At 67.1% G+C, this 26,842-nt stretch carries 29 protein-coding genes; 23 read left to right on the forward strand and 6 right to left on the reverse strand.

The annotated features are described in order from the left end of the window. Nucleotides 1-187 (reverse strand): hypothetical protein (locus ACFPMG_RS24860; protein WP_376997936.1); only part of this gene is annotated, 187 nt, incomplete at its 3' end. Between the two features lie 39 nt (nucleotides 188-226). On the opposite strand from ACFPMG_RS24860, the gene ACFPMG_RS24865 reads away from it, so the two are divergent. Further along, nucleotides 227-1,141 (forward strand): transglycosylase SLT domain-containing protein, encoded by a 915-nt coding sequence (locus tag ACFPMG_RS24865; protein ID WP_376997938.1) that lies wholly within the window; start codon nucleotides 227-229, stop codon nucleotides 1,139-1,141. A gap of 56 nt (nucleotides 1,142-1,197) precedes the next feature. On the opposite strand, the gene ACFPMG_RS24870 is transcribed toward ACFPMG_RS24865, so the two are convergent. Further along, complete coding sequence (locus ACFPMG_RS24870) at nucleotides 1,198-1,575, reverse strand: hypothetical protein (RefSeq protein ID WP_376997939.1); 378 nt, start codon at nucleotides 1,573-1,575, stop codon at nucleotides 1,198-1,200. A 262-nt stretch (nucleotides 1,576-1,837) separates the two neighbouring features. On the opposite strand from ACFPMG_RS24870, the gene ACFPMG_RS24875 reads away from it, so the two are divergent. Then, on the forward strand, nucleotides 1,838-2,278 hold the full coding sequence (locus ACFPMG_RS24875; RefSeq protein ID WP_376997941.1) for a hypothetical protein: 441 nt from the start codon (nucleotides 1,838-1,840) through the stop codon (nucleotides 2,276-2,278). Nucleotides 2,279-2,416: 138 nt separating this feature from the next. Further along, on the forward strand, nucleotides 2,417-2,761 hold the full coding sequence (locus ACFPMG_RS24880; protein ID WP_247875145.1) for a hypothetical protein: 345 nt from the start codon (nucleotides 2,417-2,419) through the stop codon (nucleotides 2,759-2,761). Between the two features lie 81 nt (nucleotides 2,762-2,842). On the opposite strand, the gene ACFPMG_RS24885 is transcribed toward ACFPMG_RS24880, so the two are convergent. Beyond that, nucleotides 2,843-4,936, reverse strand: coding sequence for a cellulase family glycosylhydrolase (locus ACFPMG_RS24885; RefSeq protein WP_376997943.1), 2,094 nt, complete (start codon nucleotides 4,934-4,936; stop codon nucleotides 2,843-2,845). A 508-nt stretch (nucleotides 4,937-5,444) separates the two neighbouring features. Here ACFPMG_RS24885 and ACFPMG_RS24890 point away from each other — a divergent pair. Beyond that, nucleotides 5,445-5,738, forward strand: coding sequence for a hypothetical protein (locus ACFPMG_RS24890; RefSeq protein ID WP_376997944.1), 294 nt, complete (start codon nucleotides 5,445-5,447; stop codon nucleotides 5,736-5,738). Between the two features lie 70 nt (nucleotides 5,739-5,808). Here the strand turns inward: ACFPMG_RS24890 and ACFPMG_RS24895 are convergent, their stop codons facing one another. Next, nucleotides 5,809-6,147 (reverse strand): hypothetical protein, encoded by a 339-nt coding sequence (locus tag ACFPMG_RS24895; protein WP_376997945.1) that lies wholly within the window; start codon nucleotides 6,145-6,147, stop codon nucleotides 5,809-5,811. Between the two features lie 251 nt (nucleotides 6,148-6,398). Here ACFPMG_RS24895 and ACFPMG_RS24900 point away from each other — a divergent pair, with 251 nt between their 5' ends. From ACFPMG_RS24900 to ACFPMG_RS24935, 8 genes are all read left to right on the forward strand, one after another. After that, on the forward strand, nucleotides 6,399-7,661 hold the full coding sequence (locus ACFPMG_RS24900; RefSeq protein ID WP_237908133.1) for a GTP cyclohydrolase II: 1,263 nt from the start codon (nucleotides 6,399-6,401) through the stop codon (nucleotides 7,659-7,661). Nucleotides 7,662-7,684: 23 nt separating this feature from the next. Beyond that, nucleotides 7,685-8,869, forward strand: coding sequence for a URC4/urg3 family protein (locus ACFPMG_RS24905; protein ID WP_376997946.1), 1,185 nt, complete (start codon nucleotides 7,685-7,687; stop codon nucleotides 8,867-8,869). A gap of 29 nt (nucleotides 8,870-8,898) precedes the next feature. Next, nucleotides 8,899-9,534, forward strand: a complete 636-nt coding sequence (gene upp / locus ACFPMG_RS24910; protein WP_145629569.1) for a uracil phosphoribosyltransferase — start codon at nucleotides 8,899-8,901, stop codon at nucleotides 9,532-9,534. 148 nt (nucleotides 9,535-9,682) lie between these two features. Beyond that, nucleotides 9,683-10,702, forward strand: a complete 1,020-nt coding sequence (locus ACFPMG_RS24915) for a BMP family protein (protein ID WP_376997947.1) — start codon at nucleotides 9,683-9,685, stop codon at nucleotides 10,700-10,702. Nucleotides 10,703-10,896: 194 nt separating this feature from the next. Beyond that, on the forward strand, nucleotides 10,897-12,438 hold the full coding sequence (locus ACFPMG_RS24920) for an ABC transporter ATP-binding protein (RefSeq protein ID WP_376997949.1): 1,542 nt from the start codon (nucleotides 10,897-10,899) through the stop codon (nucleotides 12,436-12,438). After that, nucleotides 12,428-13,477, forward strand: coding sequence for an ABC transporter permease (locus ACFPMG_RS24925; RefSeq protein WP_376997950.1), 1,050 nt, complete (start codon nucleotides 12,428-12,430; stop codon nucleotides 13,475-13,477). The genes ACFPMG_RS24920 and ACFPMG_RS24925 overlap by 11 nt, the downstream gene beginning before the upstream one ends. A 5-nt stretch (nucleotides 13,478-13,482) precedes the next feature. Then, complete coding sequence (locus ACFPMG_RS24930) at nucleotides 13,483-14,406, forward strand: ABC transporter permease (RefSeq protein WP_376997952.1); 924 nt, start codon at nucleotides 13,483-13,485, stop codon at nucleotides 14,404-14,406. After that, nucleotides 14,406-15,722, forward strand: coding sequence for an amidohydrolase family protein (locus ACFPMG_RS24935; protein WP_376997953.1), 1,317 nt, complete (start codon nucleotides 14,406-14,408; stop codon nucleotides 15,720-15,722). Before ACFPMG_RS24930 ends, ACFPMG_RS24935 begins: the two co-directional genes overlap by 1 nt. Before the next feature lie 633 nt (nucleotides 15,723-16,355). Here ACFPMG_RS24935 and ACFPMG_RS24940 read toward each other — a convergent pair. Further along, entirely contained in the window at nucleotides 16,356-16,520 is a 165-nt protein-coding gene (locus tag ACFPMG_RS24940) for a hypothetical protein (protein ID WP_376997955.1), read from the reverse strand. Between the two features lie 260 nt (nucleotides 16,521-16,780). On the opposite strand from ACFPMG_RS24940, the gene ACFPMG_RS24945 reads away from it, so the two are divergent. The 6 genes from ACFPMG_RS24945 to ACFPMG_RS24970 are packed head-to-tail and all read left to right on the forward strand — an operon-like array spanning nucleotide 16,781 to nucleotide 21,221. Next, nucleotides 16,781-16,972 carry a helix-turn-helix domain-containing protein gene (locus tag ACFPMG_RS24945; RefSeq protein WP_376997956.1) on the forward strand — a complete coding sequence of 64 codons (192 nt, stop codon included), beginning with the start codon at nucleotides 16,781-16,783 and terminating at the stop codon, nucleotides 16,970-16,972. A 13-nt stretch (nucleotides 16,973-16,985) separates the two neighbouring features. Beyond that, nucleotides 16,986-17,219, forward strand: coding sequence for a hypothetical protein (locus tag ACFPMG_RS24950; RefSeq protein WP_376997958.1), 234 nt, complete (start codon nucleotides 16,986-16,988; stop codon nucleotides 17,217-17,219). Next, nucleotides 17,212-18,657, forward strand: a complete 1,446-nt coding sequence (locus tag ACFPMG_RS24955; RefSeq protein ID WP_376997959.1) for a DnaB-like helicase C-terminal domain-containing protein — start codon at nucleotides 17,212-17,214, stop codon at nucleotides 18,655-18,657. The genes ACFPMG_RS24950 and ACFPMG_RS24955 overlap by 8 nt, the downstream gene beginning before the upstream one ends. Nucleotides 18,658-18,669: 12 nt before the next feature. Continuing rightward, nucleotides 18,670-19,689 (forward strand): hypothetical protein, encoded by a 1,020-nt coding sequence (locus ACFPMG_RS24960; protein ID WP_376997960.1) that lies wholly within the window; start codon nucleotides 18,670-18,672, stop codon nucleotides 19,687-19,689. After that, nucleotides 19,686-20,846, forward strand: coding sequence for a hypothetical protein (locus ACFPMG_RS24965; RefSeq protein ID WP_376997961.1), 1,161 nt, complete (start codon nucleotides 19,686-19,688; stop codon nucleotides 20,844-20,846). The genes ACFPMG_RS24960 and ACFPMG_RS24965 overlap by 4 nt, the downstream gene beginning before the upstream one ends. 24 nt (nucleotides 20,847-20,870) lie before the next feature. Then, a complete protein-coding gene (locus ACFPMG_RS24970) occupies nucleotides 20,871-21,221 on the forward strand; it encodes a hypothetical protein (protein WP_376997962.1) in 351 nt (116 codons plus the stop codon). Nucleotides 21,222-21,313: 92 nt separating this feature from the next. Here the strand turns inward: ACFPMG_RS24970 and ACFPMG_RS24975 are convergent, their stop codons facing one another. Next, a complete protein-coding gene (locus ACFPMG_RS24975) occupies nucleotides 21,314-21,469 on the reverse strand; it encodes a hypothetical protein (protein ID WP_376997963.1) in 156 nt (51 codons plus the stop codon). 140 nt (nucleotides 21,470-21,609) lie between these two features. Here ACFPMG_RS24975 and ACFPMG_RS24980 point away from each other — a divergent pair, with 140 nt between their 5' ends. The 5 genes from ACFPMG_RS24980 (at nucleotide 21,610) to ACFPMG_RS25000 (ending at nucleotide 26,837) form a co-directional block, all read left to right on the forward strand. Next, nucleotides 21,610-22,275, forward strand: a complete 666-nt coding sequence (locus ACFPMG_RS24980; protein ID WP_376997965.1) for a DUF6441 family protein — start codon at nucleotides 21,610-21,612, stop codon at nucleotides 22,273-22,275. Nucleotides 22,276-22,636: 361 nt separating this feature from the next. Beyond that, nucleotides 22,637-23,128 (forward strand): hypothetical protein, encoded by a 492-nt coding sequence (locus ACFPMG_RS24985; RefSeq protein WP_376997966.1) that lies wholly within the window; start codon nucleotides 22,637-22,639, stop codon nucleotides 23,126-23,128. Next, on the forward strand, nucleotides 23,106-25,055 hold the full coding sequence (locus ACFPMG_RS24990; RefSeq protein ID WP_376997967.1) for a phage terminase large subunit family protein: 1,950 nt from the start codon (nucleotides 23,106-23,108) through the stop codon (nucleotides 25,053-25,055). Before ACFPMG_RS24985 ends, ACFPMG_RS24990 begins: the two co-directional genes overlap by 23 nt. A 7-nt stretch (nucleotides 25,056-25,062) precedes the next feature. Continuing rightward, nucleotides 25,063-25,278 (forward strand): gpW family head-tail joining protein, encoded by a 216-nt coding sequence (gene gpW / locus ACFPMG_RS24995; RefSeq protein ID WP_109068369.1) that lies wholly within the window; start codon nucleotides 25,063-25,065, stop codon nucleotides 25,276-25,278. Further along, the gene (locus ACFPMG_RS25000; protein WP_376997968.1) at nucleotides 25,278-26,837 is read left to right on the forward strand and encodes a phage portal protein; all 1,560 of its coding nucleotides are present in this window, start codon (nucleotides 25,278-25,280) and stop codon (nucleotides 26,835-26,837) included. The genes gpW and ACFPMG_RS25000 overlap by 1 nt, the downstream gene beginning before the upstream one ends. The last annotated feature ends 5 nt before the right edge of the window (nucleotides 26,838-26,842 follow it).

Genomic DNA, 26,842 nt, shown 5'->3' on the forward strand with positions numbered 1-26,842 from the left:
TCGCGCTTCTCAGCGGCCCCGGCGTCGTGGGAGCCGGGTTATAGGCGCCTCGGCCAAACCCGGCAAGAGCTTTTTTCATCGACCCGCATTTTTTCTGAAACGCCAGCGTCACAATGAACCATTGGTCACAGACAGGGGCATTCAGGATTTGAGGGAAATGTGCAATCTTGCCGTCCCGGTCACCCACCGGTCATCCGATCGATCGTCACAACAGGTGGACGGCACTGTGCGTTTCAGAAAATCGCTCCTGACGGCGGCCCTTCTGTCCGGCCTTCTCGCGGCGTGCGCCAGCGATCCGTCATCCTCCTCCCGCGACGCCAACATCGACGCCCACATCGCAGAGGCCTCGCGCCGCTTCGGCATGCCGGAGCAGTGGATTCGCGAGGTCATCCGCCAGGAGAGCGGCGGACGCACCATGATGAACGGGCGTCCCATCACCAGCCATGCCGGCGCCATGGGCCTGATGCAGGTGATGCCGGTGACCTATTCGGAAATGCGCCGCAAGCACGGGCTGGGTTCCGACCCCTATCACCCGCGGGACAACATCCTGGCGGGCACCGCCTATCTCAGGGAAATGTACGACCTGTTCGGGTCGCCGGGCTTCCTCGGCGCCTACAATTGCGGGCCGGGCTGCTACGCCGATTATCTGGCCGGCAACCGCCGCCTGCCCGGCGAGACACGGCGCTACATCGCGTCGGTGTCGCCACGCCTGGAGGGTGGCGCCACCGGCGGAACGGTGGAGGTCGCCAGCCTGCCCGCCACGCAGCCTCCGCCCATTTCCGCAGCTCCGGCGCCGGTTGTGCCGGTGACGCCGGTGCCGGCCCCGCCGGTCGCTCCCCTGCCCCCACCGGTCATCGCGGCTACGCCGCTGCCGGTGAAGGTCGCCGCCGCGGGCGGCTGGACCGTCCAGCTCGGCGCCTTCCGGTCGCCCGACGACAGCGCCCGCATCATCGACCGGGCACGCCGCTCCATGCCAGGAACGCTGAGCCGCACGGAGCGGGTGGTGCAGACGGTGGACACGCAGAACGGGCCGCTCTACCGCGCCCGGCTGACCGGCCTGACGCAACAGGACGCGGCACAGAGCTGCGCCGGCCTGACGGGCATGGGCATGGCCTGCTTCGTGGTGCCCCCGGGCGCGTAAGCGCCCGTCACTCTGATGGGCGCTTAGTGACGGGCATCACCACGCTGGACGCGGGATCAGATGTCGAGCGGCAGGGAGTCGAGGTCCAGGCCGAGGCGGCGGACGATCTCCGCCGCCGTGTTCAGGTTGGTCTCGAACTTCCAGGTCTGGCCGTTGGGGCGGTATTCGTTGACGTTGGGGCGCCCGTTCGCGAAGCGGTAGGGCTGCACGCTGTACCAGCGGGCGTCGCTCATGCCGATCCCTTGCTCCACGGCGTAGGATTCGGCAACCTGCGGCCATATGATGCCGCCGGGCTGGGTGGGCTGGTCGCTGTCCAGGAAAGCGACGATGCGGACGCCATTCAGTTCGAAGTCCACGCGCTGTTTCACACCGCCGCCGGTGGAATTGTCGGGGACGGACGCGGCCGAATTCTGCGGCACTGTTACCTTTTCCATGACCTATAGCTCCGATTTGTCTGACAGCGTATAGGCAGTGGCGCACAGGAACCAGAGGCAAAATGCTCTCACCGGCCCCGTCGGCTTGCAAAAGCAGCGGCCGGGTCCCGCGGAAGGTGCCGAGGCGGCGATGCACACGGCTTTCGTCATAACCTGCGATCGAAGAATTACCGCGGGCGAGCCATCGTTGGGGATTCCCACGGACCGTGCGATGCGCTAGATTCGGTTTTGGTTTTGTTCGCAGCCACCATCCCTGGTCAGAATGGCCCGCCTCATCGTCCGTCCCGCCGAACATCAGGACCGTTCCATCGTCCCCAGCCCTGCCGCTCCGCGGTGCGAGCATTGCGGGCGTCCGCACGGCCATACGTTGCGCTGCCTGCCGGACGGCCGCTGGCTGTCGCCCGACGGGATCTGGTTCAGCGACGCAGGCGACCCGGCTCCCTGGCCGGACGTGGTCGAGTATGCCGGGGTCCGGACCTCGCGCAGCATCGTCGGACAATACCGCCGCGCCGCGGCGATCGAACGGTCTGCCGAGAAGGCGATGGCCGAGAAGGCGATGGCCGAGAAGGCGATGGAACGGCGGTGGCTGTGCCGGCGTTGTCATATGGTCACCGCGCGCGACGAGCATCGGCGCGTCACCCGGACCCGGTCCCTGATGCGCCTCGCGCTCGGCGACCTGTTCGAGGGAACCTACACCATCTGAAGGGCTGCTCGGCCCTTCCGGGGAAAGAAAGCCAGACATTCCATGCAGAACGGACATTCGACGCGCCGCGGGGCCGAGCCGCGGCGTACGGTGGGGGACTCCGCTTCGCGCCCCGCGAGGCCGGTCGATCCGGTCGCGATGGCTCTGAACCTGCTGAACGGTTCCCGCACCCGGGCGGCGCTTCTGAAGGCCGTGGAGGAACGGGTGAAGACGGATGCGGAGGAACGCCGCCGCTTTGCCGCCGCCGCCGGACGGGTGCAGGGCGCCACGGGCGAGCAGGCGCTGACCCAGGCGGTCGGCAATTACCTGCGCGACCTGTCCCGCCTTCCCGAAGCCGGGCGCAGCGGGCCCTATCTGTGGCTGGCCGAGACGGTGGCCATCCTGGCCGGCGGCGGGCGTCCGGGGCAGCCGGCCAGCCTCTTCCGCGACCCGCGGGCCGAGGCGGAAGCGCTGTTCCGCCCGCGCGGAGCGGCCTCGGCGTAACAGCGGCGCTGGAAAACGGGAGAAGCCCGGCGCCGGAGATTCTCCGATGCCGGGCGATTCCTCAACGAACCACGCGTGCGATCAGGCGATGGTGCCGTCGAACAGGGCCGGCTCGATGGCGTGCATCTTCGCCGTGTTCACCGCCCAGTCGTCGGTCATGATGCCGCCAGTGTCGCCCGAGCCGGGGCTCCAGGCCCAGTAGGTGAAGCTGACGCCCTGGTCGCCCGCCGCAAGGTCGGACTTGCCGTCGCCGTTGTAGTCGCCGTCCATGTACTTGACCATGGCGTCGAGCCACTGCTTGTCCTGGCTGGTCTCCAGCTTGGTGCCAAACTCGCCGACCAGGACCGGCGCGATGTCCTTCTGGACGATCCAGCCCCAGGCGTCCGTCCAGATGTCCTTCATGTTGTTCGGATAGCTGGGGTCGTTGAACCAGCCGAAGCCGGCCATCGACGGCGGGTAGTCGTGGACGGAATAGACCAGCTTGTTGTCGACGTTGAAGTCGACCGGGTCGGTCTTCACGCCGTCCAGGTTGCCGCCCCACCAGTAGGTGCCCTCGGACGAGTTCTCGACGCCCTCGACGATCAGCAGCCAGTTCGGGTTGACCGACTGCACGGCGTTGCCGATGCGCTCCGCCGCGGCCTTCCAGTCGGTGGCCTGGTTGCCGTCGCCCCAGGTGGCCTGGCCGTGCGGCTCGTTGTGCAGGTCGGCGGCGACGACCGACGGGTTATCGGCGTAGCGCTGGGCCAGCATCTTCCAGTTCTCGGTCATCTTCGATTCCGGGTACTGGTCGGTGTACCAGAGCCCGTTCTCGTTGGCCGAGGCGCCGTCGCCGGAGCGGTGGTGGTCGAGGATGATCTTCATGCCGGTCTGATCGGCGTATTCGATGATCTTGTCGAACACCTCGAGGCTGGTCTTGCCCTGAAGCTCCGGGTTCTTCGAATAGTCGATGCCGGTCGGCATGCGGCCGTTGTCCAGCATGGCGTCCGACCAGGGCAGGCGGATGGTGTTGAACCCCTGGTCCTGCATCTGGTTCATGATGTTCTTGTAGCTGTCCTGCCACAAGCCCTGCGGGGCGAAGGCATAGCCCTCCGCGCCGAACCAGTTGACGCCGGTCAGCTTGACGTTGTTGCCGGCGCTGTCGACGATCTGGCTGCCCTCAGTGTGCAGGTAGCCGCTGGCGGACCCGGCACCGCTGTCAGTGGAAGGGGTGGTCACCGGGGCGGTCGGCGCCGCCGGCGTCGTGCTCGGCGACGTGGAGGGCGCGGAGGCGGAGCCGGAGGTGAACAGGCCCTTGTCGGCCTCCACCGCCAGCGTGCCGTTCCACCACAGGTCTGCCTGCCCCTTGATGACGTCCTTGCCGTCGAGCGCGCCCTTGTCGTAGCTGACCGCGGAGTCGGTCGGGGCGTATTCGTGGCCGTTGATGGTCACGCTGCCTACGTGCAGGTTGCGGTCCTGGCCGTTCACCGTGGCGTCGTTGTCGTACTGGACCTGGATCTTGTGCGCCTGATCGGCGGCCAGATCGGTCTTGAAGGAGAAGTCCTTGGACTCGGTGCCGGCCGTGCCCTCGCCGATCGTCTTGCCATCCGCCAGCACCGTGAAGTGCGCGTTCTGGCCCGCCGCGGCGGTGCCGCGGGCGTTGATGGTGATGGTCGAGGAGCCGGTGGCGGCGGAGGCGTCGCTGCCGCCCGTGGCGGCGCTGTCGGCCTCCGGCGCGGCGGGGGTGCTGCCGGACGTAGCCGTATTGGTAGCCGTATTGGTGGCCGTGTCGGGCGTGGCACCGTAGAGCGATGCCGGGGTGGAGAAGCTCAGCGCCCCGTTCCACCACAGGCCTTCCTGGCCGGCCATGGTCCCACCGGCATCGTCGTGCCGCTCGTAGCTCGCGTCGGTCGGGCTCAGCGTGTGGCCGTTGATGACGATGGACTTGATGCCCAGGTCGCGGTTCGACCCTGCGTTCACATCGTCGTTGTCATAAACAACCTGGACTTTGTGTGCCTGACCAGAGGAAACGTCAACGTCGAATGTATAGGCTTTCGGCTCGGCCGAGCCCACCGACGCCTGACCAACATCCTTGCCGTCGATCATCAGACGAAAGTGAGGATTCACAGCGTCCGAAGAGGTGCCATAGGCGTTCACGACGATTTTGGACTTGGTCAAACCAGTGGAGGTCGTCGCCATTTGTCTATTCCATTGCGGTTTCGATGGCTAGACCGTGGCTCCAGATGGTTAACGAGATACTAACAATTCCTTTAAAATAAATTAACCATTTGTGGCAAATAGGAGTGGCCGGCGGTGGGCATTGCCTGATGCAGCGGCGCAACAGCAGGCCCGCTCTGGCTTTGCGGGGGTGCGCCTCGGCCGTCGCCGTCGCCCTTCCGCGGGACCGTTCGGAGCCCCTTGCCCCAGCCTGGTCACAGCCGGGAGGCCAGCCGGTTCACATCCGGGATGCGCCCATCGTCCCGGTGTGGACAGCGTGGTGCGAGCCGGCGCGGATTCCCGCCCTTCCGAAGTGTCAACCCGCGGGCGAAGCTGCACGTGCTACACTGCGCGCAATGACGGATGGTGGGCGATGACGGGCATGAGGATTGTGGCGGCCCTTTGGATGGCGGCTTTAGCGGTGGCCCTGGCAACCGCACCGGCCAGCGCGCCGGCGCAGGCGTCCCCGGCTCCTGCCCCAGGGGAAAGCGTGTCGCTGGTGACCACCAGCGGGGCGGCCACCTTCAAGCTGTGCCGCAACTGGGTGTTCACCCACACCTGCCGCGAATACGGCAACGTGCCGGTCCCCGCGCGCATCGCGGCAGGCGATTCGTTTGAAATCACCTTCGGCAGCAACCCGAAGACAATGTGGTTCAGGGTCAAGGCCGTCCTGCTTCAGGACGGACGCTGCCTGCTGATCCCCAAGCACGAGGACATGCCCGCCAAGGGCGAGGACGAGCCGGTGGACATGCTGATCGTGGACCCCTGCCGAGTCCTGCGATGAAGGTCCTCCGGTGAAAGCCCTGCGGTAAAGGCGCGCCCGGTCGCGGGCCGCCTTCCGCAGGACGGCGGACTCAGCGCAGCGGGATGTTCATCTGCACGCTGAGGCCCGGGGCGGGCGCGTAATAGACCGGCGGCGGCGGCGGTGCGTAGACCACGCGCGGGGCCGGGGCGTAATAGACGGGCGGCGGACGGCGCATCACCACGACGGGCGGAGGCGGTTCGTAAATCACCACGGGGCCATGGTCGCGGTGGTGATGCTTGTGCTTGTGCTTCTTCCAGCGCCCATGGTCGTCGGCCATGGCCGGAGCGGCCAGCGCCACGGTCAGCACCAGGCTTCCCAGCGCCGCACCCCAGCCACGCTTGCCGAAACCACCTTTGCCTGAATGGCCCGCGCCTGAGTGGACGGACATTCCCTGCATCCTTTTTCTGCGATCGGTTGCCCCGATCCTAACAGCAGATCGTGTGCCCAAGCTCTGGCTCCAACCATCCGCGCTGGGACAAATTTCGGACACCCCTTATTCCCCGAAGGGGGTGCCCCCCGGCGGAAATGGCGGGTCGAAAACCGAACGAACGTCAGAGGTTGCGGCCATTCGATTTGGTGTTCGCAGGCGCCAAATCTGTGTCACACTGTCGCATGGTGAATGGCATCGGGAGCGTCCGTATGGAAAGCCGCCGCAACCAGCCGCAACGTCACATCGTTCTCGCCTCCCACCCGACCGGTGGTGCCAAGCCGCGCTACACCCCGGTCCACTGGGGCGCCCCCACCGCCGCGGAACGCGGTCCGGTCGTCGCCTCCCTCTCCGATCCGGCGCAGCGCAACTCCATCGGTGCCCACGCCGGCAGCTACGCCGTCTACCGGGCGCTCGCCGTCGCGGCGGGACAACTCAGCGCCTATCATGTGCCGGACCTGACCAACACCGCTCCGGCGGAGCCCATCGGCCCGCACCCGCAATGGGGCGATCCGGAGAAGATCGTCTCCATCGATCCCTTTGGCCACATGGTCAGCGAGGCCTTCGGCGATCATCTGGCGCGCGGCGTCGACGTCCGCCCGACCATCGCGGTGACCAAGGCGCGCATCAAGATGCCGGAGCTGGTGGACGCCATGCGCGCCGGGCGGCTGGCGGCGGACGGCCAGATCCTGCTGCCCAGCGGCGACGCCCGCGTGACCAAGGTCGCCATCGAGCCGGTGTGGTTCCTGCCCGGCATCGCCAAGCGCTTCGGCATCACCGAAAGCGCGCTGCGCCGCGGCCTGTTCGAGCACACCGGCAGCATGTTCCCGGAGCTGGTGACCCGCCCCGACCTGAAGGTCTTCCTGCCGCCGATCAACGGGCTGACCGTCTACATCCTGGGCGATGTGGCGGCGCTGACCGACCCGGCGCGCAAGGTGGCCTGCCGGGTCCATGACGAGTGCAACGGGTCGGACGTCTTCGGCTCCGACATCTGCACCTGCCGCCCCTACCTGACCCACGGCGTCGAGGAGTGCATCCGCACCGCCCAGGAGAACGGCGCCGGCTTGGTCATCTACAACCGCAAGGAAGGGCGCGCGCTCGGCGAGGTGACCAAGTTCCTGGTCTACAACGCGCGCAAGCGCCAGCCCGGCGGCGACCGCGCGGAGGCCTATTTCGAGCGGACGGAATGCGTGGCCGGCGTTCAGGACATGCGCTTCCAGGAGCTGATGCCCGACGTCTTCCACTGGCTGGGCGTTACCCGCATCGACCGCATGGTGTCGATGAGCAACATGAAGTCCGACGCCATCCGCCGCGCCGGCATCGAGATCGTCGAGCAGATCCCGATCCCGGACGAGCTGATCCCCGACGACGCCAAGGTGGAGATGGACGCCAAGAAAGCCGCCGGCTACTTCACCCCTGCCGTGCCGACCGCGGAGGAGCTGACCGTCGCCAAGGGCCGGGGGCTGACCGATTGAGCGGCGGCGGCGATGATGATGATGTGGGGTGGCTGCTCTCCGCCGACGCGGTGCGCCAGCGCGCCCACGCGATCCTGGCGAAGGCCGAGCGCGGCGACCTCGCCCATTTCGCGTTTCGCCCGGAGCGGATGGGCGAGGCCGCCGCCCTGGTTGCCGCGGTGACGCGGGAGTCCTATCCGGACCTTGACGTTCCCTATCACAGCCGCTGGCGGCACTTCGTGGTGGAAGGCGACGACCGCTGGGCGACGCTTGCCGCCGGGCTGAGGGCGGACGCCGACGAGATCGCGCGCATCCGCTTCGACCTCGCGGTGACCAGCGTCCTGCTGGACGCCGGGGCGGGCGACCGCTGGCGCTACCGCGACGCGGCGGGGGTGGAGCTGGCCCGCTCCGAAGGGTTGGCCATCGCCAGCTTCGACCTGTTCCGCTCCGGCGGCTTTGCCGACGATCCAGTCCACGCCCCGCTGCGTGCCGACGCGGTAGCCCTGTCCGCCATCACCGAGACGGTGCTCGCCCGCGGCTTCCAGGCCGGCCCGGACAACCCGCTGGTCGGGCTGGAGGGGCGTGCGGCGCTGCTGCGCCGGCTGGGGAGCGCGCTGACCGCCGCGCCCGGCCTGTTCGGCACGCCGGGGCGGGTCGGCGCCCTCTATGACGCGCTGAAGGCGCAGGCCGTGGACAGGACGCTTCCCGCCTCCACCATCCTCGACGCGGTGCTGCGCGGGCTGGGGCCGATCTGGCCGGGCCGGATCGAGCGCGGCGGCGTCAATCTCGGCGACAGTTGGACCCATTCGGCGGTCGGCCTCGTCCCCTTCCACAAGCTGTCGCAATGGCTCAGCTACTCGCTGGTCGAGCCGCTGGAGGGGGCGGGCATCGCCGTCACCGGGCTGGACCGGCTGACCGGCCTGCCGGAATACCGCAACGGCGGGCTTCTGGTGGACACGGGTGTGCTGGTGCCGAAGGACCCGCGCCTCCTCGCCGACGAGTTGGAGGTGGGGGACGAGGCGGTGGTGGAGTGGCGCGCCCTGACCGTCGCCCTGCTCGACCGCCTCGCCGACGAGGTGCGCGCCCGGCTGGGCGTGTCCGCGAAGTCCTTCCCGCTTGCTAAGGTTCTCCAGGGCGGGACCTGGACCGCCGGCCGCCGGATCGCCCGCGAGCGCCGCCCCGGCGGCGGCCCGCCGATCCGCATCCGCAGCGACGGAACCGTCTTCTGATGTGACGCCAACCACCCGAAGGGTTGCCCATGCCCATTCCGACACTCACCGTCATCGACCACCCTCTGGTCCAGCACAAGCTGACCCTTCTGCGGCGGCGGGAGACCCCCACCGCCCGGTTCCACGAGGTGATGCGGGAGGTGTCGCAGTTGATGGGCTACGAACTGACGCGCGACCTTCCCCTGGAGGACCGCCCGGTCGAAACGCCGCTGGCCAGCTTCGACGCGCCGCTGCTGACCGGCAAGAAGCTGTGCCTCGTCTCCATCCTGCGGGCCGGGCAAGGGCTGCTGGACGGCATGCGCACGCTGCTGCCGTCGGCCCGCATCGGGCACATCGGCCTCTACCGCGACCAGGAGACGCTGACCCCCGTCGAATATTTCTTCAAGGTGCCGGAGGACATCGAGGAGCGACTGGTCATCCTGGTCGATCCCATGCTCGCCACCGGCCACACGGCGGTCGCGGCGGTGCACCGGCTGAAGGACGCGGGTGCGGCCTCGATCAAGCTGGCCGTGCTGGTGGCCGCCCCGGAGGGCTTGCGCACCTTCCACGACGCGCATCCCGACGTGCCGGTCTTCACCGCCGCGGTGGACGAGCGGCTGGACGAGAACGGCTACATCCTCCCCGGCCTGGGCGACGCGGGCGACCGGCTTTACGGCACCCGCTGAGAATCGTTGCCGCTCTTTTGGTCACATGCCACCCTGCCGCCCCGTGAGAGCCGCAGCAGGGCTGACGCGCACGGAATGGCATTGCCGTTGCAACGCCTCTGCTGCATTTCTGAGCTGAAACAGCAAAGCAGACGGAGGGGGTTTTTCCATGGGGAACGTGATTGGGGGGAGCGTATTCGGCGTGGCGCGGCGCGCCGTCCTGTGCGGCGCTGCGGCGGTCGCCGTCGCGGCGATGGCTCTGCCCGCCTGGGCCCAGTCGAAGGTCAAGGTCGCCGGCATCTACACCGTGCCGATCGAGCAGCAGTGGGTCAGCCGCATCCACACCGCCCTGAAGGCCGCCGAGGCCCGCGGCGAGATCGAGTATGTCTGGGCCGAGTCGGTCGCCAACACCGACTATGAGCGCGTGATGCGTCAGTACGCCGAAGGCGGCCAGCAGCTGGTCTTCGGCGAGGTCTTCGGCGTCGAGCGCGCGGCCCGCGCCGTCGCCAAGGACTATCCCAAGACCGCCTTCGTCATGGGTTCCAGCTTCAAGCCGCAGGAGCCGAACTTCTCGGTCTTCGACAACTACATCCAGGAGCCGGCCTATCTGACCGGCATGATCGCGGGCGCGGTGTCCAAGTCGAACGTCATCGGCATGGTCGGCGGCTACCCGATCCCAGAGGTGAACCGCCTGATGAACGCCTTCATGGAGGGCGCCAAGGAGGTGAACCCGAACGTGAAGTTCATGGTCAGCTTCATCGGCTCCTGGTTCGACCCGCCGAAGGCCAAGGAAGCCGCCTTCGCCATGATCGACCGCGGCGCCGACGTGATGTACGCCGAGCGCTTCGGCGTGTCCGACGCCGCCAAGGAGCGCAAGGTCCTGGCCATCGGCAACGTCATCAACACCCAGCCGCAGTATCCGGAGACCGTGGTCGCCAGCGCGCTGTGGCACATGGAGCCGTCGGTCGACCGCGCCATCGCCGCGGTGAAGGCCGGCAGCTACAAGGCCGAGGATTACGGCCCCTACAGCCAGATGACCCACAAGGGCTCCAGCCTCGCCCCGCTCGGCACCTTCGAGGGCAAGGTTCCCGCCGACGTGATGGCCAAGGTGAAGGCCCGCGAGCAGGAGATCCTCGGCGGCACGTTCACCGTGAAGGTGAACGACAACGAGCCCAAGTCGACGATGTGATCCACATTTCCTTCTTCCCGAAGGGAGAAGCCCATTGAACCCTCTCCCCTCTGGGGAGAGGGTGGCCCGCAGGGCCGGTGAGGGGGATGCGCTTTTGCCGGACGCACCGCCAAGCGCAACCCCCTCACCCTAACCCTCTCCCCAGAGGGGAGAGGGAATATGTTTCTTGCCTCCCCGGCACCCCGCGGACATCCATGACATCACCCCCCATCGTCCTCCGCCTCTCCGGCATCACGAAGCGGTTCGGGCCGCTCGTCGCCAACGATTCGATCTCGCTGACGCTCCACAAGGGCGAGGTGCTGGCCCTGCTGGGCGAGAATGGCGCCGGCAAGACGACCCTGATGAACATCCTGTTCGGCCATTACGTGGCCGATGAGGGCAGCATCGAGGCGTTCGGCCAGCCGCTTCCCCCCGGCTCCCCCCGCGCGGCGCTGGCCGCCGGGATCGGCATGGTCCACCAGCACTTCACGCTCGCCGACAACCTGTCGGTGCTCGACAACATCGCCGTGGGCACGGAGTCGCTGTGGCGCCCGCGCTCCGACCGCGCCGCCGCCAAGGCGAAGCTGCTCGACCTCGCCCGCCGCTTCGGGCTGGAGGTGCGGCCCGACGCGCTGGTCGGCGATTTGTCGGTGGGCGAGCGGCAGCGGGCCGAGATCCTGAAGGCGCTCTACCGCGACGCCCGCGTCCTGATCCTGGACGAGCCGACCGCGGTGCTGACCCCGCAGGAATCGGCCAGCCTGTTCGACACGCTGCGCCGCCTGACCGCCGACGGTCTGGCCGTCGTCTTCATCAGCCACAAGATGAACGAGGTCTTCGCGGCCAGCGACACCGTCGCCGTGCTGCGCGGCGGGCGCCTCGTCGCCACCCGCAGGACCGCCGAGACCGACCGCGAGGAGCTGGCCGAGCTGATGGTCGGCCGCGCCCTGAAGCCGCCTACCCCCACCCCGCTGGAGCCGGGCGAGCCGGTGCTGACGCTGTCCGGCGTCACCGTCGCCTCCGGCCACGGGCGCCCGCTGCTCGACGGCGTGGACCTGACCGTGCGCCGCCGCCAGATCGTCGGCATCGCCGGCGTGTCGGGCAACGGGCAGACCGCGCTGGCCGAGCTGATCAGCGGCCTGATCCACCCCGACTCCGGCACCATGACGCTGAAGGGAGAAGCCGCCGGCAGCGCCAGCCCGGCGGAGATGGTCCGGCGCGGCGTCGCCCGCATCCCGGAGGACCGGCACGCCGCCGGCCTCGTCGGGGCGATGGCGGTGTGGGAGAACCTGATCGCCGAGCGCTACCACGACCCGGCCTTCCAGCGTTTCGGCCTGATCCGCCGGGGGGCCGCCCGCGCCTACGCCGAGGAGGTGATCGAAGCCTTCGACGTGCGCTGTCCGGGCCCGGACGCCCGCACGCAGCTGCTGTCCGGCGGCAACATGCAGAAGCTGATCCTGGGCCGCACGCTGGCCCACGGTCCCGACCTGATCCTGGCGAGCCAGCCGACCCGCGGCCTGGACGTCGGCGCGGTGTCCTACGTCCACGGACGGCTGTTGGAGGCCCGCGCCGCCGGGGCCGGGGTGCTGGTGATCTCCGAGGATCTGGACGAGATCCTGGCGCTGGCCGACGGCATCACCGTCGCCTATCACGGGCGCCTCACCCCCGTTCTGCCGCACGACCGCGTGTCGGTCCGCCAGCTCGGCCTGCTGATGGCCGGGCATTGGGAGATTTTGCCGGAGATCGTCGATGCGGCTTGAACCGCGAGAGCATACGCCGCTGGCCGCCCGCCTGCTGGCGCCCGTGGCGGCGGTGGCGGCGGCGCTGGCGCTCTGCGCGCTGCTGGTCGCCTGGACCGGCGCGCCGGTGCTGCGCGCCTACGGCCTGCTGCTGGAGGGAGCCGCCGGCTCCCGCTTCGCCCTGACCGAGACGCTGACCCGCGCCACCCCGCTGATCCTCACCGGCCTCGCCGCCGCCGTCGCCTTCCGCGCCAAGCTGTGGAACATCGGGGCGGAGGGGCAGCTCTACATGGGGGCGCTCGCCGCCGTCGTGCTGGGCGGCGGGATGCTTGATCTGCCGGCCTGGCTGCTGCTTCCCACGGTGATGATCGCCGGGGCCGCCGCCGGTGGCGCCGCACTGCTCGGCCCCGCCGTGCTGAAGGTGCGCTTCGGCGTGGACGAGGTGGTGACGACGCTGCTGCTGAACTTCATCGTCCTGCTGCTCGTCTCCATGCTTCTGGAAGGCGCGCTGAAGGACCCCATGGGCATGGGCTGGCCGCAGTCCGCCCCGGTCGTCGAGGCGGCCGAGTTGCCCAAGCTGGTCGAGCGCACGCGGCTGCACACCGGCCTGCTCGTCGCGCTCGGCCTGTCGGCCCTGCTCTGGCTGATCGACACCCGGACCATCTGGGGCTACGAGAACCGGGCGATCGGCGCCAACCCGCGCGCCGCGGCCTTCGCCGGCATGCCGGTGACCCGCGTCATGCTGCGCACCGCCCTGTTGTCCGGCGGGCTGGCCGGTCTGGCCGGGGTGATCGAGGTCTGCGGGCTGAAGGGCTACCTGACGCTCGACCTGTCGCCGGGCTTCGGCTACAGCGGCATCGTCGTCGCCATGCTGGCGCAACTGCACCCGGTGGGCGTGGTCGGGGCGGCGGTCTTCATCGCCGGCATCTTCGTCGGCGCCGACGCCATGAGCCGCGCCATGCCGGTGCCCAACTACATCGCCGACGTGCTCGTCGCCGCCAGCCTGCTGTGCATGCTGGTCGCCGGGCTGCTGACGCGCTACCGGCTGCGGCGGGGGTGAGCACCATGGAGCTGTTCCAAACGATCCTCGACATCCTGGTCTCCGCCGCCTTCTGGACGGCGGTGCTGCGCATCGCCACCCCCTACATCCTGGGCACGCTGGGCGAGCTTCTGTGCGAGCGGGCGGGCGTGCTGAACCTCGGCATCGAGGGCATCATGACGATGGGCGCCATGGCCGGCTGGATGGCCGTCTACCAGGGCGCCGACCTGTGGACCGGCGTGCTGGTGGCCGCACTCTGCGGCGGGCTGATGGGTCTGCTGCACGCCACCCTGACGGTGCCGCTGGGCCTGTCGCAGCATGTGGCGGGCATCGGCGTGACGCTGCTCGGCACCAGCCTGTCCTACTTCGTCTACCGCCTCGTCCTGCCGCAGGCGAGCACCCCGCCGACCATCGAGCCGTTCCAGCCGCTGGACCTGCCCGGCGCGCTGGCCCAGACGCCGATGACCTACATGGCGCTGATCCTGGTGGGTGTCGTCGCCTACGTCCTCTACCGCACGCCGGTCGGGCTGGCGGTGCGCATGGTCGGCGAGAATCCGGCGGCGGCGGAGGCCCAGGGCCTCAGCGTCACCGCGGTCCGCGTCGGCGCGGTGGTGGCGGGAAGCGCGCTGATGGCGCTGGCCGGGGCCTTCCTCACCCTGTCGGCCTTCAACGCCTTCTTCTTCAACATGGTCAACGGGCGCGGCTGGATCTGCATCGCGCTGGTCGTCTTCGCCTCATGGCGGCCCGGCAAGGCATTGCTGGGGGCGGTGCTGTTCGCCGCCTTCGACGCGCTGCAATTGCGGCTTCAGCAGGTGGCGGGGGGCATCCTGCCCTACCAGCTGTTCCTGATGATGCCCTACCTGTTGAGCATCCTGGCGCTGGTGCTGGTGGCGCGCCGCGCCTCCTACCCGCGGGCGCTGATGATCCCGTACCGCAAAGGAGAACGCTGATGTTCGATCTGATCCTTCGCCGCGCCACGCTGCCCGACGGCCGCACCGGCATGGACATCGGCGTCCGCGAGGGCCGCATCGCCGCGGTGGAGAAGGACCTGCCCGGTCCCGCCGGGGAGGAGATCGACGCGACGGGTCGGCTGGTCACGCCGCCCTTCGTCGATTCGCACTTTCACATGGACTCCACGCTCAGCTACGGCCTGCCGCGGGTCAACCGCTCCGGCACGCTGCTGGAGGGCATCGCGCTGTGGGGCGAGCTGAAGCCGCAGCTCGTCCAGGACGCCATCGTCGAGCGGGCACTGGCCTATTGCGACTGGGCGGTGGCGCGCGGCCTGCTGGCGATCCGCAGCCATGTGGACATCTGCGACCCGCGCCTGCTGGCCGTGGAATCGCTGCTGGAGGTCAAGCGGCGGGTCGCCCCCTACCTCGACCTGCAGCTGGTCGCCTTCCCGCAGGACGGCGTCCTGCGTGCCCCCGGCGCGGTGGAGCTGCTGAAACGCGCGCTCGACATGGGCGTGGACGTGGTCGGCGGCATCCCGCATTTCGAGCGGACGATGGCCGACGGCGCCGCCTCCGTGAAACTGCTGTGCGAGATCGCGGCGGAGCGCGGGCTGCTGGTCGACATGCATTGCGACGAGTCGGACGACCCGCTGTCCCGCCATGTCGAGACGCTGGCCTACGAGACGCAGCGGCTGGGGATGCAGGGCCGGGTGACCGGCTCGCACCTCACCTCCATGCATTCCATGGACAACTACTACGTCTCCAAGCTGATCCCGCTGATGATCGAGGCGAACCTCGGCGTCATCGCCAACCCGCTGATCAACATCACGCTCCAGGGCCGCCATGACACCTACCCCAAGCGCCGCGGCATGACCCGCGTGCCGGAGCTGATGGGCGCCGGCCTGACGGTGGCGCTGGGCCACGACTGCGTGATGGATCCCTGGTACCCGCTCGGCTCCGGCGACATGCTGGAGGTCGCGCACATGGGCCTCCATGTCGGGCAGATGACCGGCTATGACGGGATGCTCGCCTGCTTCCACGCGGTGACCGAGGCGCCGGCCAAGCTGCTGCACCTCGACGGCTACGGTCTGGAGGTGGGGTGCCACGCCGATCTGGTGGTGCTCCAGGCCGCCGACCCGGTGGAGGCGATCCGCACCCGCGCCACCCGCCTCTGCGTCCTGCGCCGCGGCGCCGTGGTCAGCCGCTGCGCCCCGGTGGAGGCGCAGCTCTCCCTGCCCGGCCGCCCGGAGTCGGTGTCCTTCACCCTGCCCACGGTGCGGGCGACGCAACGTCCTTCTCCCACTCCTCCGCTCTGAGTTCGGGCGCTCTGAGCTCGGGTCCGTCGAGCAACGAAACGGACATAATAAAGAGCTGGTTTAACGAGGACCATCGGCTTCCTGCGTGTGCAGCAAGCCGACCGGTCAACCGCGGCGATCGGCCGCAAGCACCGGGTCGGCGAAGCGACGTTCATCCGTTGGGAGGCGAGGCGTCCCCGGCCGTATATGGCGTGATTGCCTCATTCCCCATATGGCTGACTCGGCGCCTCTCCGATCTGGCAGCCAGCCACCGCCTCCCGGTGCTCGAGCAGAATCGTGATGGCCTGCTAACCGGTGAAGCCTTTGATAACAAAGGCAGGTGAAGCCGCATTGCTTTCCGCGTCGATTCGTTTGGAGAAAAAGAAGGGAAGAAGGAGGAAAAGCGGCCAACAGGCGCGGAACCGCCGCACTCCCCTGTGGGTTGTACCGACGCAAACGCCTTTGATATTTCGAAATTTCCCGGCAGCACCAATCTCAGAGCGCGCGTTTTGCTGGGAGAAATTTGGCGGATGGGGTGTCCGCCTACACTATAATAAAATCAATGAGTTAATGATGAGATTTCTAATCTACCCATCATAAAAACCATCATCCGTCGCTGAAGAAGAGCGATTCGCTGCGAACCTCAGCGATACTTTAAGAGCAGACATCGAACACGTACGACAGCTCGCGCTTCAGCTGCTCCTCCAGCTCGCGCTCCAGCTGGTCCTCCAACCGGTCCTCCAACTCGCGCTCCAACTGGTCCTCCAATCCGACCTCCGGCTCGTCCTCCAACTCGCGCATTATGTCGAGAACGAGCAAAAGCACGCAAACCATGAAAATAGCAGATTGATTATTAAGTTGCTGAAGCGAGTGTTTCCTCAATTGGAAAATCTCAACGTCTTGATTTTCTGATGTTTTCAAAATTCTCGAAAAACAAAATGGAATTTGAGCCAGATAGAGGCTTGACCCAGAAAATGCGAATCGCATAGTCGAAGGTGTGTGAACGCCAGCGCTTTGTCGCGCTAGCACACAATCCCCCACGAAACACTCATGCGTATGGAATTTAAAAGGAGTTTGCTATGCAGACGAACCAGATCGCTCTTTCTGTTGCTGAAGCCAAGTCAAAGATTGGCGTAGGGACAACTAAATTCTATGAGCTTCTGAACGAGGGTAAGATTGAAGCTGTGAAAGTTGGGCGGAAGACTCTGGTTTTGACTGAATCATTGGAAAAGTATGTGGCGAACCTCCCTCGCCGGCCGATCAAAAACTGACGAGGAGAGCCGCATGAGCATCCCGTTCGAGCGGCTCGTGAAGTCCCTGGAGCTGACCAAGTCTGTACACGACGGGGAGGCGCTGGCCGCTGTGCGCCATGCCAATTGGATTTCGACCGATCTCGGATTGATGTCGGCAGATCTCGTGCAGAAGCCAGCTACGTCACGCCCCCATCAGCAGCCACGAGGTGATGACCGAGAAGGTTCTGCCGCAGAATCGGACTACGGTGAGGTGCAGGATGCCTGATGGCAGTACATTATGGTCGATTATTGGTGAACTTCCGCACAATGAGGAAGCTGAGCAGGGGTTGCTCGGCGCGCTGCTGATAAATAACAGGCTTTTCCCAAAGGTCGCCGGATTCCTGCGGCCAGAACACTTCTACGACCCGGTGCACCAGTGCATTTACGCGGCCATCGCCACGTTGATCGAGCGTGGCGACCCTGCGACCCCGCCGACGCTGGCCCCGTTCTTCGCCGACGATCCTGATCTGCAGGCCAACGGCGGCGCCGGCTATCTGGCGCAGCTGGTCGGCGGCGAGCCCATAGTGGCGAACGTCGAATACTACGGCCGGACGATCCTCGACCACTACCAGCGCGCCCGGTTGATCGAGGTGGCTGGCCGCGCGCTGGAAGAGGCGCGCCGGTTCCGAATGGATGTCTCCGCCGCCGACATCATCGGCACCATGGAAGCGGACCTGATGGCGCTGGAGGATTCCGCACCGCAGGTGAAGCCGCTGGTGACCGTCCGCGCCGCGGTGGAGGAGGCTATCGCCGCCGCGGACGGCGCGGCCCGAGCTGGCACAGCGATCAGCGGCATCACCACGGGCCTGAAGGACCTCGACTGGCGTACCGGTGGCCTCCAGCGGGGCGAACTGATCATCATCGGCGCCCGTCCTTCGATGGGAAAATCCGACTTGGCGTGGAACATCGCGGTCAACGCCGCGCGGGTGGCTGCGGCCGGCGGCTATGGCGGGGCGAGGGTGCTGGTGTTTTCCCAGGAGATGCCACCCCGACAGCTTGGCGCGCGCCTACTTGCCCGGGAAGCTGGTGTGCCGACCGATCGTCAGCGACGCGGTGAAGTGACCGACGCCGAATTCGTCCGCTTCGCCCAGGCCATCCCCGATCTACCGCTTTGGCTTGACGGGACCTCCCGCGTCACGCCGGCCTATGTGATGCGCCGGGCCCGTCGGCTTCAGCGCCGACACAGGCTCGACCTGATCGTGATCGACCACCTTGCGATCATGGGCGCTCCGGATGGCTTTCGGCACCAGGGCGACACGGCGGTGGTGACGGAGATCACGCGCGAACTGAAGGGTGTGGCGACCTCTCTCGATGTGCCGGTGCTGCTGCTGTCCCAGCTCTCCCGACAGGTGGAGATGCGTGAGGACAAGCGGCCGACGCTCTCCGACCTTCGGCAATCCGGTTCCATCGAGCAGGACGCCGACACGGTCATGTTCCTCTACCGGGATGAATATTACCTCCGCCGGGCCGAACCGGTGCGGCGGCAGGGCGAATCCGACGACTCCTTCAACGCGCGCTGCGAAGTATGGCAGCAACAACTCGACGCTGCGCTCAACGTGGCCGAGGTGATCGTCGCTAAGCAGCGGATGGGACCGATCGGCACCGTTAGCCTCCACTACGACGGTGCCTATAGCGCCTTTTCCGACCTTGATCACAGCAACTAGGGCGCCGATATCATGGCCCGCATCCGCACGATCAAGCCCGAGTTCTGCACCTCCGAACAGGTCGCCGAATGCTCGCCGACCGCTCGCCTACTGTTCATCCTCATGTGGCCCTTCTGCGACGACCGGGGGGTCCACCCGGACTCGGCGAAACGGCTAAAGATGCAGTGCTTCCCGGCCGATGACTTTACCGCGGCGGCCATAGAAGGCCTTTTGAATGAACTGGTCGCGCAGGGCCTTCTGCGCCGATTTGAGGTTGATGGGCAACGGTTCTTGCACGTCACGGGCTGGGAAAAACACCAGAAGATTGATAAGCCGAACTACAAGTGGCCGGCTCCGCCAACCAGCAATAGCGCAAATTCGACCTCTGGTGCGCGAGAGGAAGTCGACCATTCGGCGAATGTTCAGGATCAGTCGGCGACTGGTCGCCGAACGGTCGCCGACTCCTCACCCCCGGAAGGGAGTGGAGTGGAGAGGAGTGGAGAGGAAAGGAAACCACCACCCCTTTCCCCCTCCGACCGCGGTAATCTGCCCGCCGAACCTGCCATGGTGGTGGTGAAGGCCTTCATGGCCGCTCGCAACGAACGATGGCCGGAAGCCATGCCGGCGACGATCACCTCCACGCAGGCCGAGCACGTCAAGGTGCTGCTGGCTGAGCCTGGGGCAACGGTCGATCTGGTCTGCGACCTTGTCCGGCATGGCGTAGCAGGCTGGAACGGCCCGGAGCCCCCCGGAGGCGTCGGAGCCCTGCGCCAGTCAGTTCGCAATCGGATTGCCCAGCACAAACGAGCCCAGGAGGGTGGCGGCGCGTCGAAGTCGTCCGGAAGCTCGAGTTCCGGCCCGCGCTCCGTTGATCCGCATGCACAGGAGCGAGGTTGGCTGCGGCGATTCGTCAAAAATGGCCGGTGGGAGCCCGAGTGGGGGCCGAAATTGGGGCACCAGATGAACCGCATCCCGCATCGGATCATCGTTGAGGAACTGGGTGCCGAGCGTGCTGCCGAGTTTGGAATCGTGATTGAAAAGGAAGACGCATGACCGCGATCACCCCCAAGCCTACCGCCGCACCCGAGACCGCCATGAGCGAGCGGCCGCCGGCCGATATTCCGCGGTGGCTGGCCCGCCGCCGGGACATGCCGGAGATCCTATCCGGCCGAACCGCCGGCGGTGACGGCGAATTCAATGTCTATTTCCGAGCAGAACCTGTTCCCGGCGGTCTGCGGCTGGTGGACGTGTCGGAGGAAATCGCCACCAAGCTCCAGGCCGCTGCGACGGCGAAGCTGAAGGCGGAGAAGGCGGCGCAGGTCGAGCAGGTTGCTCGTGTCGGTGCCACCGGCCCGACGGTCCACCGCGGCCAGCATGACGAGCTGCGGCAGGAGCATGCAGACCGCGCAGGCGAGAAACGCCATCGTGTCGTCTCGCCGCTGGTAAGCCTGTTCGAAGGGCGCCATCTCACGCCGCTGCACCTGGAGGCCGGCAACAAACTGGCGACCGATGCCGAGGCGATATCGGGCGGCAAGCCGGCCCCCGGCTATTCCGACCCTGCCGTTGACCGAAGCACCGGCGGCGGGAGGGCATGGGAGGATTTTCTGATCGAGGCCGGCACTCGCTTCCGCAAGGCCCGCGCCGCCTGCATGGCGCTGCCGGCTTTCGAGGAGATCGAGCTGTGGCCCCTTGTCGATGCGGTGGTGGTGCAGGGGCGGTATCTGACCGACGTAGCAGGAAGCAAGGCGAAGTCAGTTCTAAACCGCTATCGCACGGCGCTGCGGATCGGGCTTGAAGAGGTCGGCGCATCTTACGGTCTGCCCATCAGAAACGACTTCATCGCGGAATCCGTCCTGGTCTGCGGCGCCACCGCAGAGGTTCAGATCACCGAGGAACTGGACGGGACATGGCGAGCCCGTGCGCTCAACCGGAGGCCTTGGGTGGCAGTGGCACGCGATCGTAAGGCCATGTTCGCGAAGGCGCGTGACTCGCTCCTCGATGTGGTGGCGCGCGAAACCGGCTTCACGTCAGGCCGCAAATCGCTTGCCCAGGTCGAGAAAGCGCTAAGGGACGACCGCCTCCGCGGGCTCGCTCAGGCTCAAGCGGAGCGGAAAGCCGCCGCGGACAAAATCGAAAGTGATTTGAAAAATTTGGAACAGGAGAAAAATAGAATTCTGCGAAGAAAGGTGGCGGAAACCCCCTTGGAATGAAGAACGAAACGTGACCCTATTTCCATGCTGCGCGAAGCGCGTGCACAGGAAGTTACCCCGCGAACCGGTATTCGTTTTGAGGGGTTTTTCTTCGATCAACAGCCCGCCCGGCAGCGCCGCGGCGGGCTTCGCATTTCAAGGGGCCGGATCATGACGAACATTCAATCGACTGCCGTCCCCAGTCCCCAAATCGGGGGACTGGCACCAGCTGACATCAACGCCGCCGTCATTGCAGCCATGGACGGCGAGGCCGCCTCGATCTGCCGTTCTGCTGGCCGCATGGCGCTTCTCTTCCCCGAGCATGCGGAATCGCTTTTCGGTGCTGCCTCGCATGTCGCCGCTGTGGTGCAGCAGATTGCTGACGGCGGGTCCTGAAGCCTACTGAAGCCCGAGGTGGGCGAAGAGAGGGAACCCCGCCATGGCCGACACCGCGCAGTGGATGCCGGCCAGTGCAGCAGCGGCTTGGGCTATGCCGACGGGCGATGCGCAAGGCCTGCGGCGACATGGTAGATGTCATCTGGAGATTGCTGGACTTCGTGGCCGCGGGGATTGTCGACCACATTCAAGAGTTCAATGTCGTCAACGGCATCGCTTGTAATCGGTTGATTGTTCTGGGTGTTCATGGTCCTCCTAAGGGCGCGCTACACCGAGCTATTCGGTTGCACCCGCACCGATCATAACACCTTTTCATGAATGTTGCGTTGCATCAATTGCCCGCCCGGCCCCCGCCCGGCGGGCTTTCGCCGTTCTGGAGGACACGCCCATGCGCCTCAGCGTCAACGTGTCGGGCAATCTCGGCGACCTGGACAAGCTCTTTGACGACTACACCAGCAAGGCCGCCCGCGCCCTGACGGACACCGTGGCCAAGGCATCGGAGGACATGAAGGCCGATGTCCGCTCCACGATCCGTGGGGCTGGCCTCGGCAACCTCGGCAAGGCGTTGGACTCCGCCTACTACCCCGGCGCCCGCGCCAGCCTCCACCCGGCGGCGGAGATCTACGTCCGCGGCAAGGCCCGGTCGGCGGCGAAGTGGGAAGGGGTGCTCAACGCCTTCATGGACGGCGCCACGATCCGTTCGGGCAAGGGCTGGCTGGCCATCCCCACCAAGCAGTGCCCGAAGGCGAGCAGAGGACGCTACATGACCCCTGCGGAGGTGGAGGAGCGCTTCGGCCCCCTTCACTCCGTCGCCAAGGGCAAGTCCATCCTGCTGTTCGCCGATCTGGTCGCGGGCCGCTCCGGCGGCTGGCGGAAGGGAACGGCAGGCCGCACCGCACAGGGCAGGACGGCCAAGCCGGTGCTGGTGTTCGTCCTGGTCCGAGAGGCCAACCTCCGCAAGCGCATCGACGCCGCGTCCTTCGTCTCCCGGTGGGAGGGGCAGTTCACCGCCCGCGTCGCTGCCGCCATCGACAAGCTGGGTGAGGGCGCATAGGGCGCCCGCTGATGCGCTCCGTCTTCGAGGGCTCTGTCCAAGCTGGAACGCGGCAGAGGCCGTCCAGGCGTGGCCGGAGCGGCACGGCGAGCCATCCCTTCGGGGATGGTAGGGGATGGGGTGGGTGCAGCGGGTCCTTCCGGGCGGTCGGTCATCACGGGTGGGACAAGCCCGATCATCGTCCAGGTATGAAAATTCCATAGGGGGGTTCCGCTTCCGGTTCGTCCCCTGAACCCAGCATTCATGCGGCTTTGGGGCCGCTCGGAACCGGAACCCCCTCCCCCTCGGCCACAGGGGACGGGGCGAAAATCGTTCACGGCAGTGAGGGGGTTCCGGTTCGCTCCGAACGAAGGGTGCGCCGATGGCAACACAGGCCGAAATCGCCGCGCACCTGGACCTGTCCGACCGCTCGGTGCGCGACCTGAAGAAGCGCGGCGTCTTCCACGTCGACGCCCGCGGGAACATGGACCTGGACGCCTGCCGGGTCGCCTACATCCGGCATCTGCGGGAGCGGGCGGCGGGGCGGGCCTCCGAGGCGGCGGACGAGGAAGGCGCCGACTTGGCGCTCGAACGCGCGCTGCTGGCGCGGGAGCAGCGCGAGCGCATCGCCCTGGAGAACGCCGAGACCCGCAAGGAGCTGGTGCGCATCGGCGATTACACGGCCGCCGTCGTCTCCGTCCTGGAGATGGTCAAGGCGAAAGTCCTGCGGGTACCGGCCAAGGTCGCGAAGAGCGACGGCAAGCTCAAGGCACGGATCGCCGACGCCCTGATCGAAGCCCTGACCGAACTCAGCCAGACCCGGATCGCCGAAGAGGTCGGAGGAAGCGACGATGACGAGCCGGACGACCTCTGACGTGATCGCCGTGCGTGGCGGCTCGGTGCTTGCTGGGCATGTCACCCGCTGGCTGGCCGCGCTGAAGCCGAAACAGCGGCAATCCCTGTCGGAATGGTCGGCGAAGAATGCCCGATTGGAGGACAGCAGCCGCTATGTGGCGTTTCCCTTCCAGATCGGCATCCAGGACGCCTTCACCGATCCGGAGGTCAAGCAAATCACGGCGCTGAAGGCCAGCCGCATCGGTTACAGCCAGATCGTCAAGAACTTCATCGCCTACTGCGCCGATCAGGCACCCAGCCGGGTGCTGGTCTACCAGCCGACGATCGATGACGCCGAGGACTTCGGCAAGGACGACGTCGCCAAGCTGATCACGTGGCCGGCGGTGCGCCGCCTCTTCTCGACCAAGACGCGGGACAGCAACAACACGATCCGCTCCAAGCGCTTTCCCGGCGGCTGGATCAAGATCAAGGGGGCGAACAGCCCGAAGGAGTTCCGCCGCATCACCGCCGACAAGGTGATCTTGGAGGAGGTGGACGGCTACCCGAAAACTGCCGGTGAAGAAGGCGATCAGGTCGGCTTGGCCTTCAAGCGTTGCACCACCAGCGATGAGCCGCTGAAGGCGGCCGGCTCCACCCCGACCGTGAAGGGGGCGAGCAAGATCGAGGCGCTGTTCCTTCAGGGAACCCAGGAACACCGTTACGTGCCGTGCCCCTGCTGCGAGGAGATGCAGGTCCTGGTGTTCGGCAACGGCACCGGGCCGGGCATCCGCTACGAACCGAAGGAGGCGCCGACGCGGGCTTGGTACGTCTGCGTCAATGGCTGCGTCATCGAGGAGGACGCCAAGGCCGGGATGGACGAGCGCGGCGAGTGGCGGGCGCACGCCCCGCAGAACTGGCCGCACCGCTCCTTCCACATCTGGGCGGCCTACTCGCAGTTCGAGGGGGCGTCCTGGCTGGAGATCGCCAAGGAGTTCGTCGCCGTCCGCAAGGACCCGAACCGCCTGCGCGTCTTCGTCAATCAGGTGCTCGCCGAGACCTACGAGGTGCGCGGCGAGGCCCCGGCGTGGCGCCAGCTCTACGACCGCCGCGAGGACTACCAGGGCGTTCCCGCCGGCGGGCTGGTCCTGACCGGCGGCATCGACGTCCAGAAGGACCGCGTCGAGCTGTTCGTCTGGGCCTGGGGCGCGGACTGGCAGTGCTGGCTGGTCGATCACATCGTGATCCCCGGCAACCCCTATGAGGCCAAGGTCTGGGGCGAGGCCTCGCAGGCGATCATGGGCCGCTGGCGCCACGCCTCGGGCGTGGAACTGGCGCTGTCCAAGGTCGGCGCCGATACCGGTTTCGCCACGACCCAGGTCGAGGCCTGGAGCCGCAAGCACCCCGGCCTGGTCATCCCGGTGAAGGGCGCCACCAGCCTCGGGGCGCCGGCCTTCGCATGGTCGAGCGTTCGCGAGTCCACACCCAACGGCAAGCGCCGGAAACGTGGCCTCCGCCTCGGCATGGTCGGCGGCCACGCCCTGACGCTGGAGCTGTACGGCAAGTTGAGCCTGCAGCCGCCGACCGACGAGGAGCGGGCCGCCGGCGCCGGGCATCCCGCCGGCTTCATCCATCTGCCCAAGCTGGCCACCGAGGAGGTGTGCAAGCAGCTCGTCGGCGACCAGTGGATGGAGGACCGTGGGGAATGGAAGCAGGTCCACGCCACCGAGGCCCTGGACGGCTGGAAATACGCCCGTGCCTGCACCATCGCCATGGGCATGGAGCGCTGGACCGCGGCGCGGTGGGCCGCACTCGCCGAAGAGTTCCCGCGGCCAATCGTCAAGCCCGTCGACACCGGCGGCGTTGTGCCGACGCCGACCGCCCAGCCTCTTTCGGTTCCAGGGCCAACCGTCAAGCGACGCCGCATCCCCATGCCCAAGGCGACCTACGCCGACGATCCGTCTCTGTGAGGACCCCATGGCCGATCTCGCCACCCTACAGGCCCGACTTGCCGAGGCCGAGGACGCCTTGCACCGACTGAACATCGGCGACCGGGAAACCCGGATCACCTACGACGGCAAGACGACCGAGTATGCCGACGCGCCGAAGCTGGAGCGCTACATCGCCGAACTCCGGGCGCGGATTGACCGCCTGTCCGGAAAGCCCCGCCGCCCGCTGTACATGAGCTTCTGATGCGCAACGCTGTCCAGATCCTCGACCGGCACGGCAACCCCATGCCGGTGCCGCGCCGCCGCGCCGCGTCCGACACGTCGTATGACGGCGCGTCGATGACCTCGCGCGAGCTGGCGTCCTGGCAGGTGCTGGCGACCTCGGCGGACGCCGAGTTGCTGCCTGAGCTGTCCACGCTGGTCGCCCGGTCGCGCGACCTGTCCCGCAACAACGGGATCGCCTCCAGCGGCATCCAGGCCATCCTGGACAATGTGGTTGGCATCGGGCTTCGCTTGAACTCGACGCCCGACTACCGGGCTTTGGGCAAGGACAAGGCATGGGCGGATGCCTGGAGTGCCAGCGTTGAAGCGAAGTGGCGCGCCTGGGCGGAAACAACGGATTGCGACGCCGCCCGAACCCTGAACTTCGCCGGCTTGACGATGCAGGTCGCTCGCGCCGGCCTGCTCAATGGCGAAGGGCTGGCGTTGCCGCACTGGCTGCCGAGCCGTGACAGGAAATACGCCACCAGCATCCAACTGGTGGAGGCGGACCGCCTGTCCAACCCGCTCGGTCAGCAGGACAGCGCCACGCTGCGCGGTGGCATCGAAATTGACCGGTACGGCGCGCCGCGGGCCTATTGGGTCCGCAACAGCCATCCCGGCGACCTGCTGACATGGGACCCCGGCCTGTATCAGTGGACGAAGGTTCCGGCCTTCACCCATTGGGGCCGGCGGCAGGTGATTCATGTCCATGACCGTGAGCGGACCGGCCAGAGCCGCGGCAAGCCGCTGCTGAGTTCGGTTCTGGCGCAGTTCAAGACGCTGGACCACTACAGCAAGGCCGAACTCCAGGCGGCGGTGGTCAATGCGATGATCGCCGCGTTCATCAAGAGCACGGAGTCGATCGATGACCTGAAGGAGTTGTTCGGGGGACCGGATGAATACCTTGCGGCCCGTGCCGAGCATGCGGTCCGACTGAAGGCAGGCGCGGTGCTGCCGCTGTTCCCCGGCGACGAGGTGCAGCCCTTCACCCCGGCCCGTCCGGCGGCGGCCTTCGACGCCTTCACCAAGTCGGTGCTGCGCCACATCAGCGCCGGCCTGAACATCCCCTACGAAATCCTGATGAAGGATTTCACCCAGACCAACTACAGCAGCGCCCGCGCCGCTCTGCTGGAGGCGTGGCGGTTCTTCAATGGACGCCGTCAGTGGCTGGGCACCTATTGGGCGTCGCCGGTCTTCGATCTGTGGCTGGAAGAAGCCGTGAACCTCGGCGAAGTCGAGGCGCCGGATTTCTATCAGAACCGCTACGCCTACTCGCGCTGCCGCTGGATCGGCGCCGGCAAGGGCTGGGTCGATCCGGTCAAGGAGGCGCAGGCCGCCAAGCTGCGGATGGAGATCGGCGTCTCCACCCTGGAAGATGAGTGCGCCGAACAGGGCAAGGATTGGCGCGAAGTGATGGAGCAGCAAGCGAGCGAACAGGCCGAGCGCCGACGGCTCGGCCTGCTTCTGCCTGCCCAGGCGACCAAGCCGAACAGTGCCGCAGGCGATCAGCCGGCGCCCGACGACCAGACCGGAGACGAATGATGCTT

Origin of the sequence: Azospirillum himalayense, from assembly GCF_042657465.1 — a bacterium.
Lineage (GTDB): Bacteria > Pseudomonadota > Alphaproteobacteria > Azospirillales > Azospirillaceae > Azospirillum > Azospirillum himalayense.

Bases quoted from the DNA above. Each gene is read 5' to 3' on its own strand.
- ACFPMG_RS24870 (WP_376997939.1), bottom strand. From the start codon at position 1,575: ATGGAAAAGGTAACAGTGCCGCAGAATTCGGCCGCGTCCGTCCCCGAC.
- ACFPMG_RS24875 (WP_376997941.1), top strand. From the start codon at position 1,838: ATGGCCCGCCTCATCGTCCGTCCCGCCGAACATCAGGACCGTTCCATC.
- ACFPMG_RS24880 (WP_247875145.1), top strand. From the start codon at position 2,417: ATGGCTCTGAACCTGCTGAACGGTTCCCGCACCCGGGCGGCGCTTCTG.
- ACFPMG_RS24885 (WP_376997943.1), bottom strand. From the start codon at position 4,936: ATGGCGACGACCTCCACTGGTTTGACCAAGTCCAAAATCGTCGTGAAC.
- ACFPMG_RS24895 (WP_376997945.1), bottom strand. From the start codon at position 6,147: ATGTCCGTCCACTCAGGCGCGGGCCATTCAGGCAAAGGTGGTTTCGGC.
- ACFPMG_RS24900 (WP_237908133.1), top strand. From the start codon at position 6,399: ATGGAAAGCCGCCGCAACCAGCCGCAACGTCACATCGTTCTCGCCTCC.
- upp (WP_145629569.1), top strand. From the start codon at position 8,899: ATGCCCATTCCGACACTCACCGTCATCGACCACCCTCTGGTCCAGCAC.
- ACFPMG_RS24915 (WP_376997947.1), top strand. From the start codon at position 9,683: ATGGGGAACGTGATTGGGGGGAGCGTATTCGGCGTGGCGCGGCGCGCC.
- ACFPMG_RS24920 (WP_376997949.1), top strand. From the start codon at position 10,897: ATGACATCACCCCCCATCGTCCTCCGCCTCTCCGGCATCACGAAGCGG.
- ACFPMG_RS24925 (WP_376997950.1), top strand. From the start codon at position 12,428: ATGCGGCTTGAACCGCGAGAGCATACGCCGCTGGCCGCCCGCCTGCTG.
- ACFPMG_RS24930 (WP_376997952.1), top strand. From the start codon at position 13,483: ATGGAGCTGTTCCAAACGATCCTCGACATCCTGGTCTCCGCCGCCTTC.
- ACFPMG_RS24935 (WP_376997953.1), top strand. From the start codon at position 14,406: ATGTTCGATCTGATCCTTCGCCGCGCCACGCTGCCCGACGGCCGCACC.
- ACFPMG_RS24945 (WP_376997956.1), top strand. From the start codon at position 16,781: ATGCAGACGAACCAGATCGCTCTTTCTGTTGCTGAAGCCAAGTCAAAG.
- ACFPMG_RS24950 (WP_376997958.1), top strand. From the start codon at position 16,986: ATGAGCATCCCGTTCGAGCGGCTCGTGAAGTCCCTGGAGCTGACCAAG.
- ACFPMG_RS24955 (WP_376997959.1), top strand. From the start codon at position 17,212: ATGCCTGATGGCAGTACATTATGGTCGATTATTGGTGAACTTCCGCAC.
- ACFPMG_RS24960 (WP_376997960.1), top strand. From the start codon at position 18,670: ATGGCCCGCATCCGCACGATCAAGCCCGAGTTCTGCACCTCCGAACAG.
- ACFPMG_RS24965 (WP_376997961.1), top strand. From the start codon at position 19,686: ATGACCGCGATCACCCCCAAGCCTACCGCCGCACCCGAGACCGCCATG.
- ACFPMG_RS24970 (WP_376997962.1), top strand. From the start codon at position 20,871: ATGCTGCGCGAAGCGCGTGCACAGGAAGTTACCCCGCGAACCGGTATT.
- ACFPMG_RS24975 (WP_376997963.1), bottom strand. From the start codon at position 21,469: ATGAACACCCAGAACAATCAACCGATTACAAGCGATGCCGTTGACGAC.
- ACFPMG_RS24980 (WP_376997965.1), top strand. From the start codon at position 21,610: ATGCGCCTCAGCGTCAACGTGTCGGGCAATCTCGGCGACCTGGACAAG.
- ACFPMG_RS24985 (WP_376997966.1), top strand. From the start codon at position 22,637: ATGGCAACACAGGCCGAAATCGCCGCGCACCTGGACCTGTCCGACCGC.
- ACFPMG_RS24990 (WP_376997967.1), top strand. From the start codon at position 23,106: ATGACGAGCCGGACGACCTCTGACGTGATCGCCGTGCGTGGCGGCTCG.
- gpW (WP_109068369.1), top strand. From the start codon at position 25,063: ATGGCCGATCTCGCCACCCTACAGGCCCGACTTGCCGAGGCCGAGGAC.
- ACFPMG_RS25000 (WP_376997968.1), top strand. From the start codon at position 25,278: ATGCGCAACGCTGTCCAGATCCTCGACCGGCACGGCAACCCCATGCCG.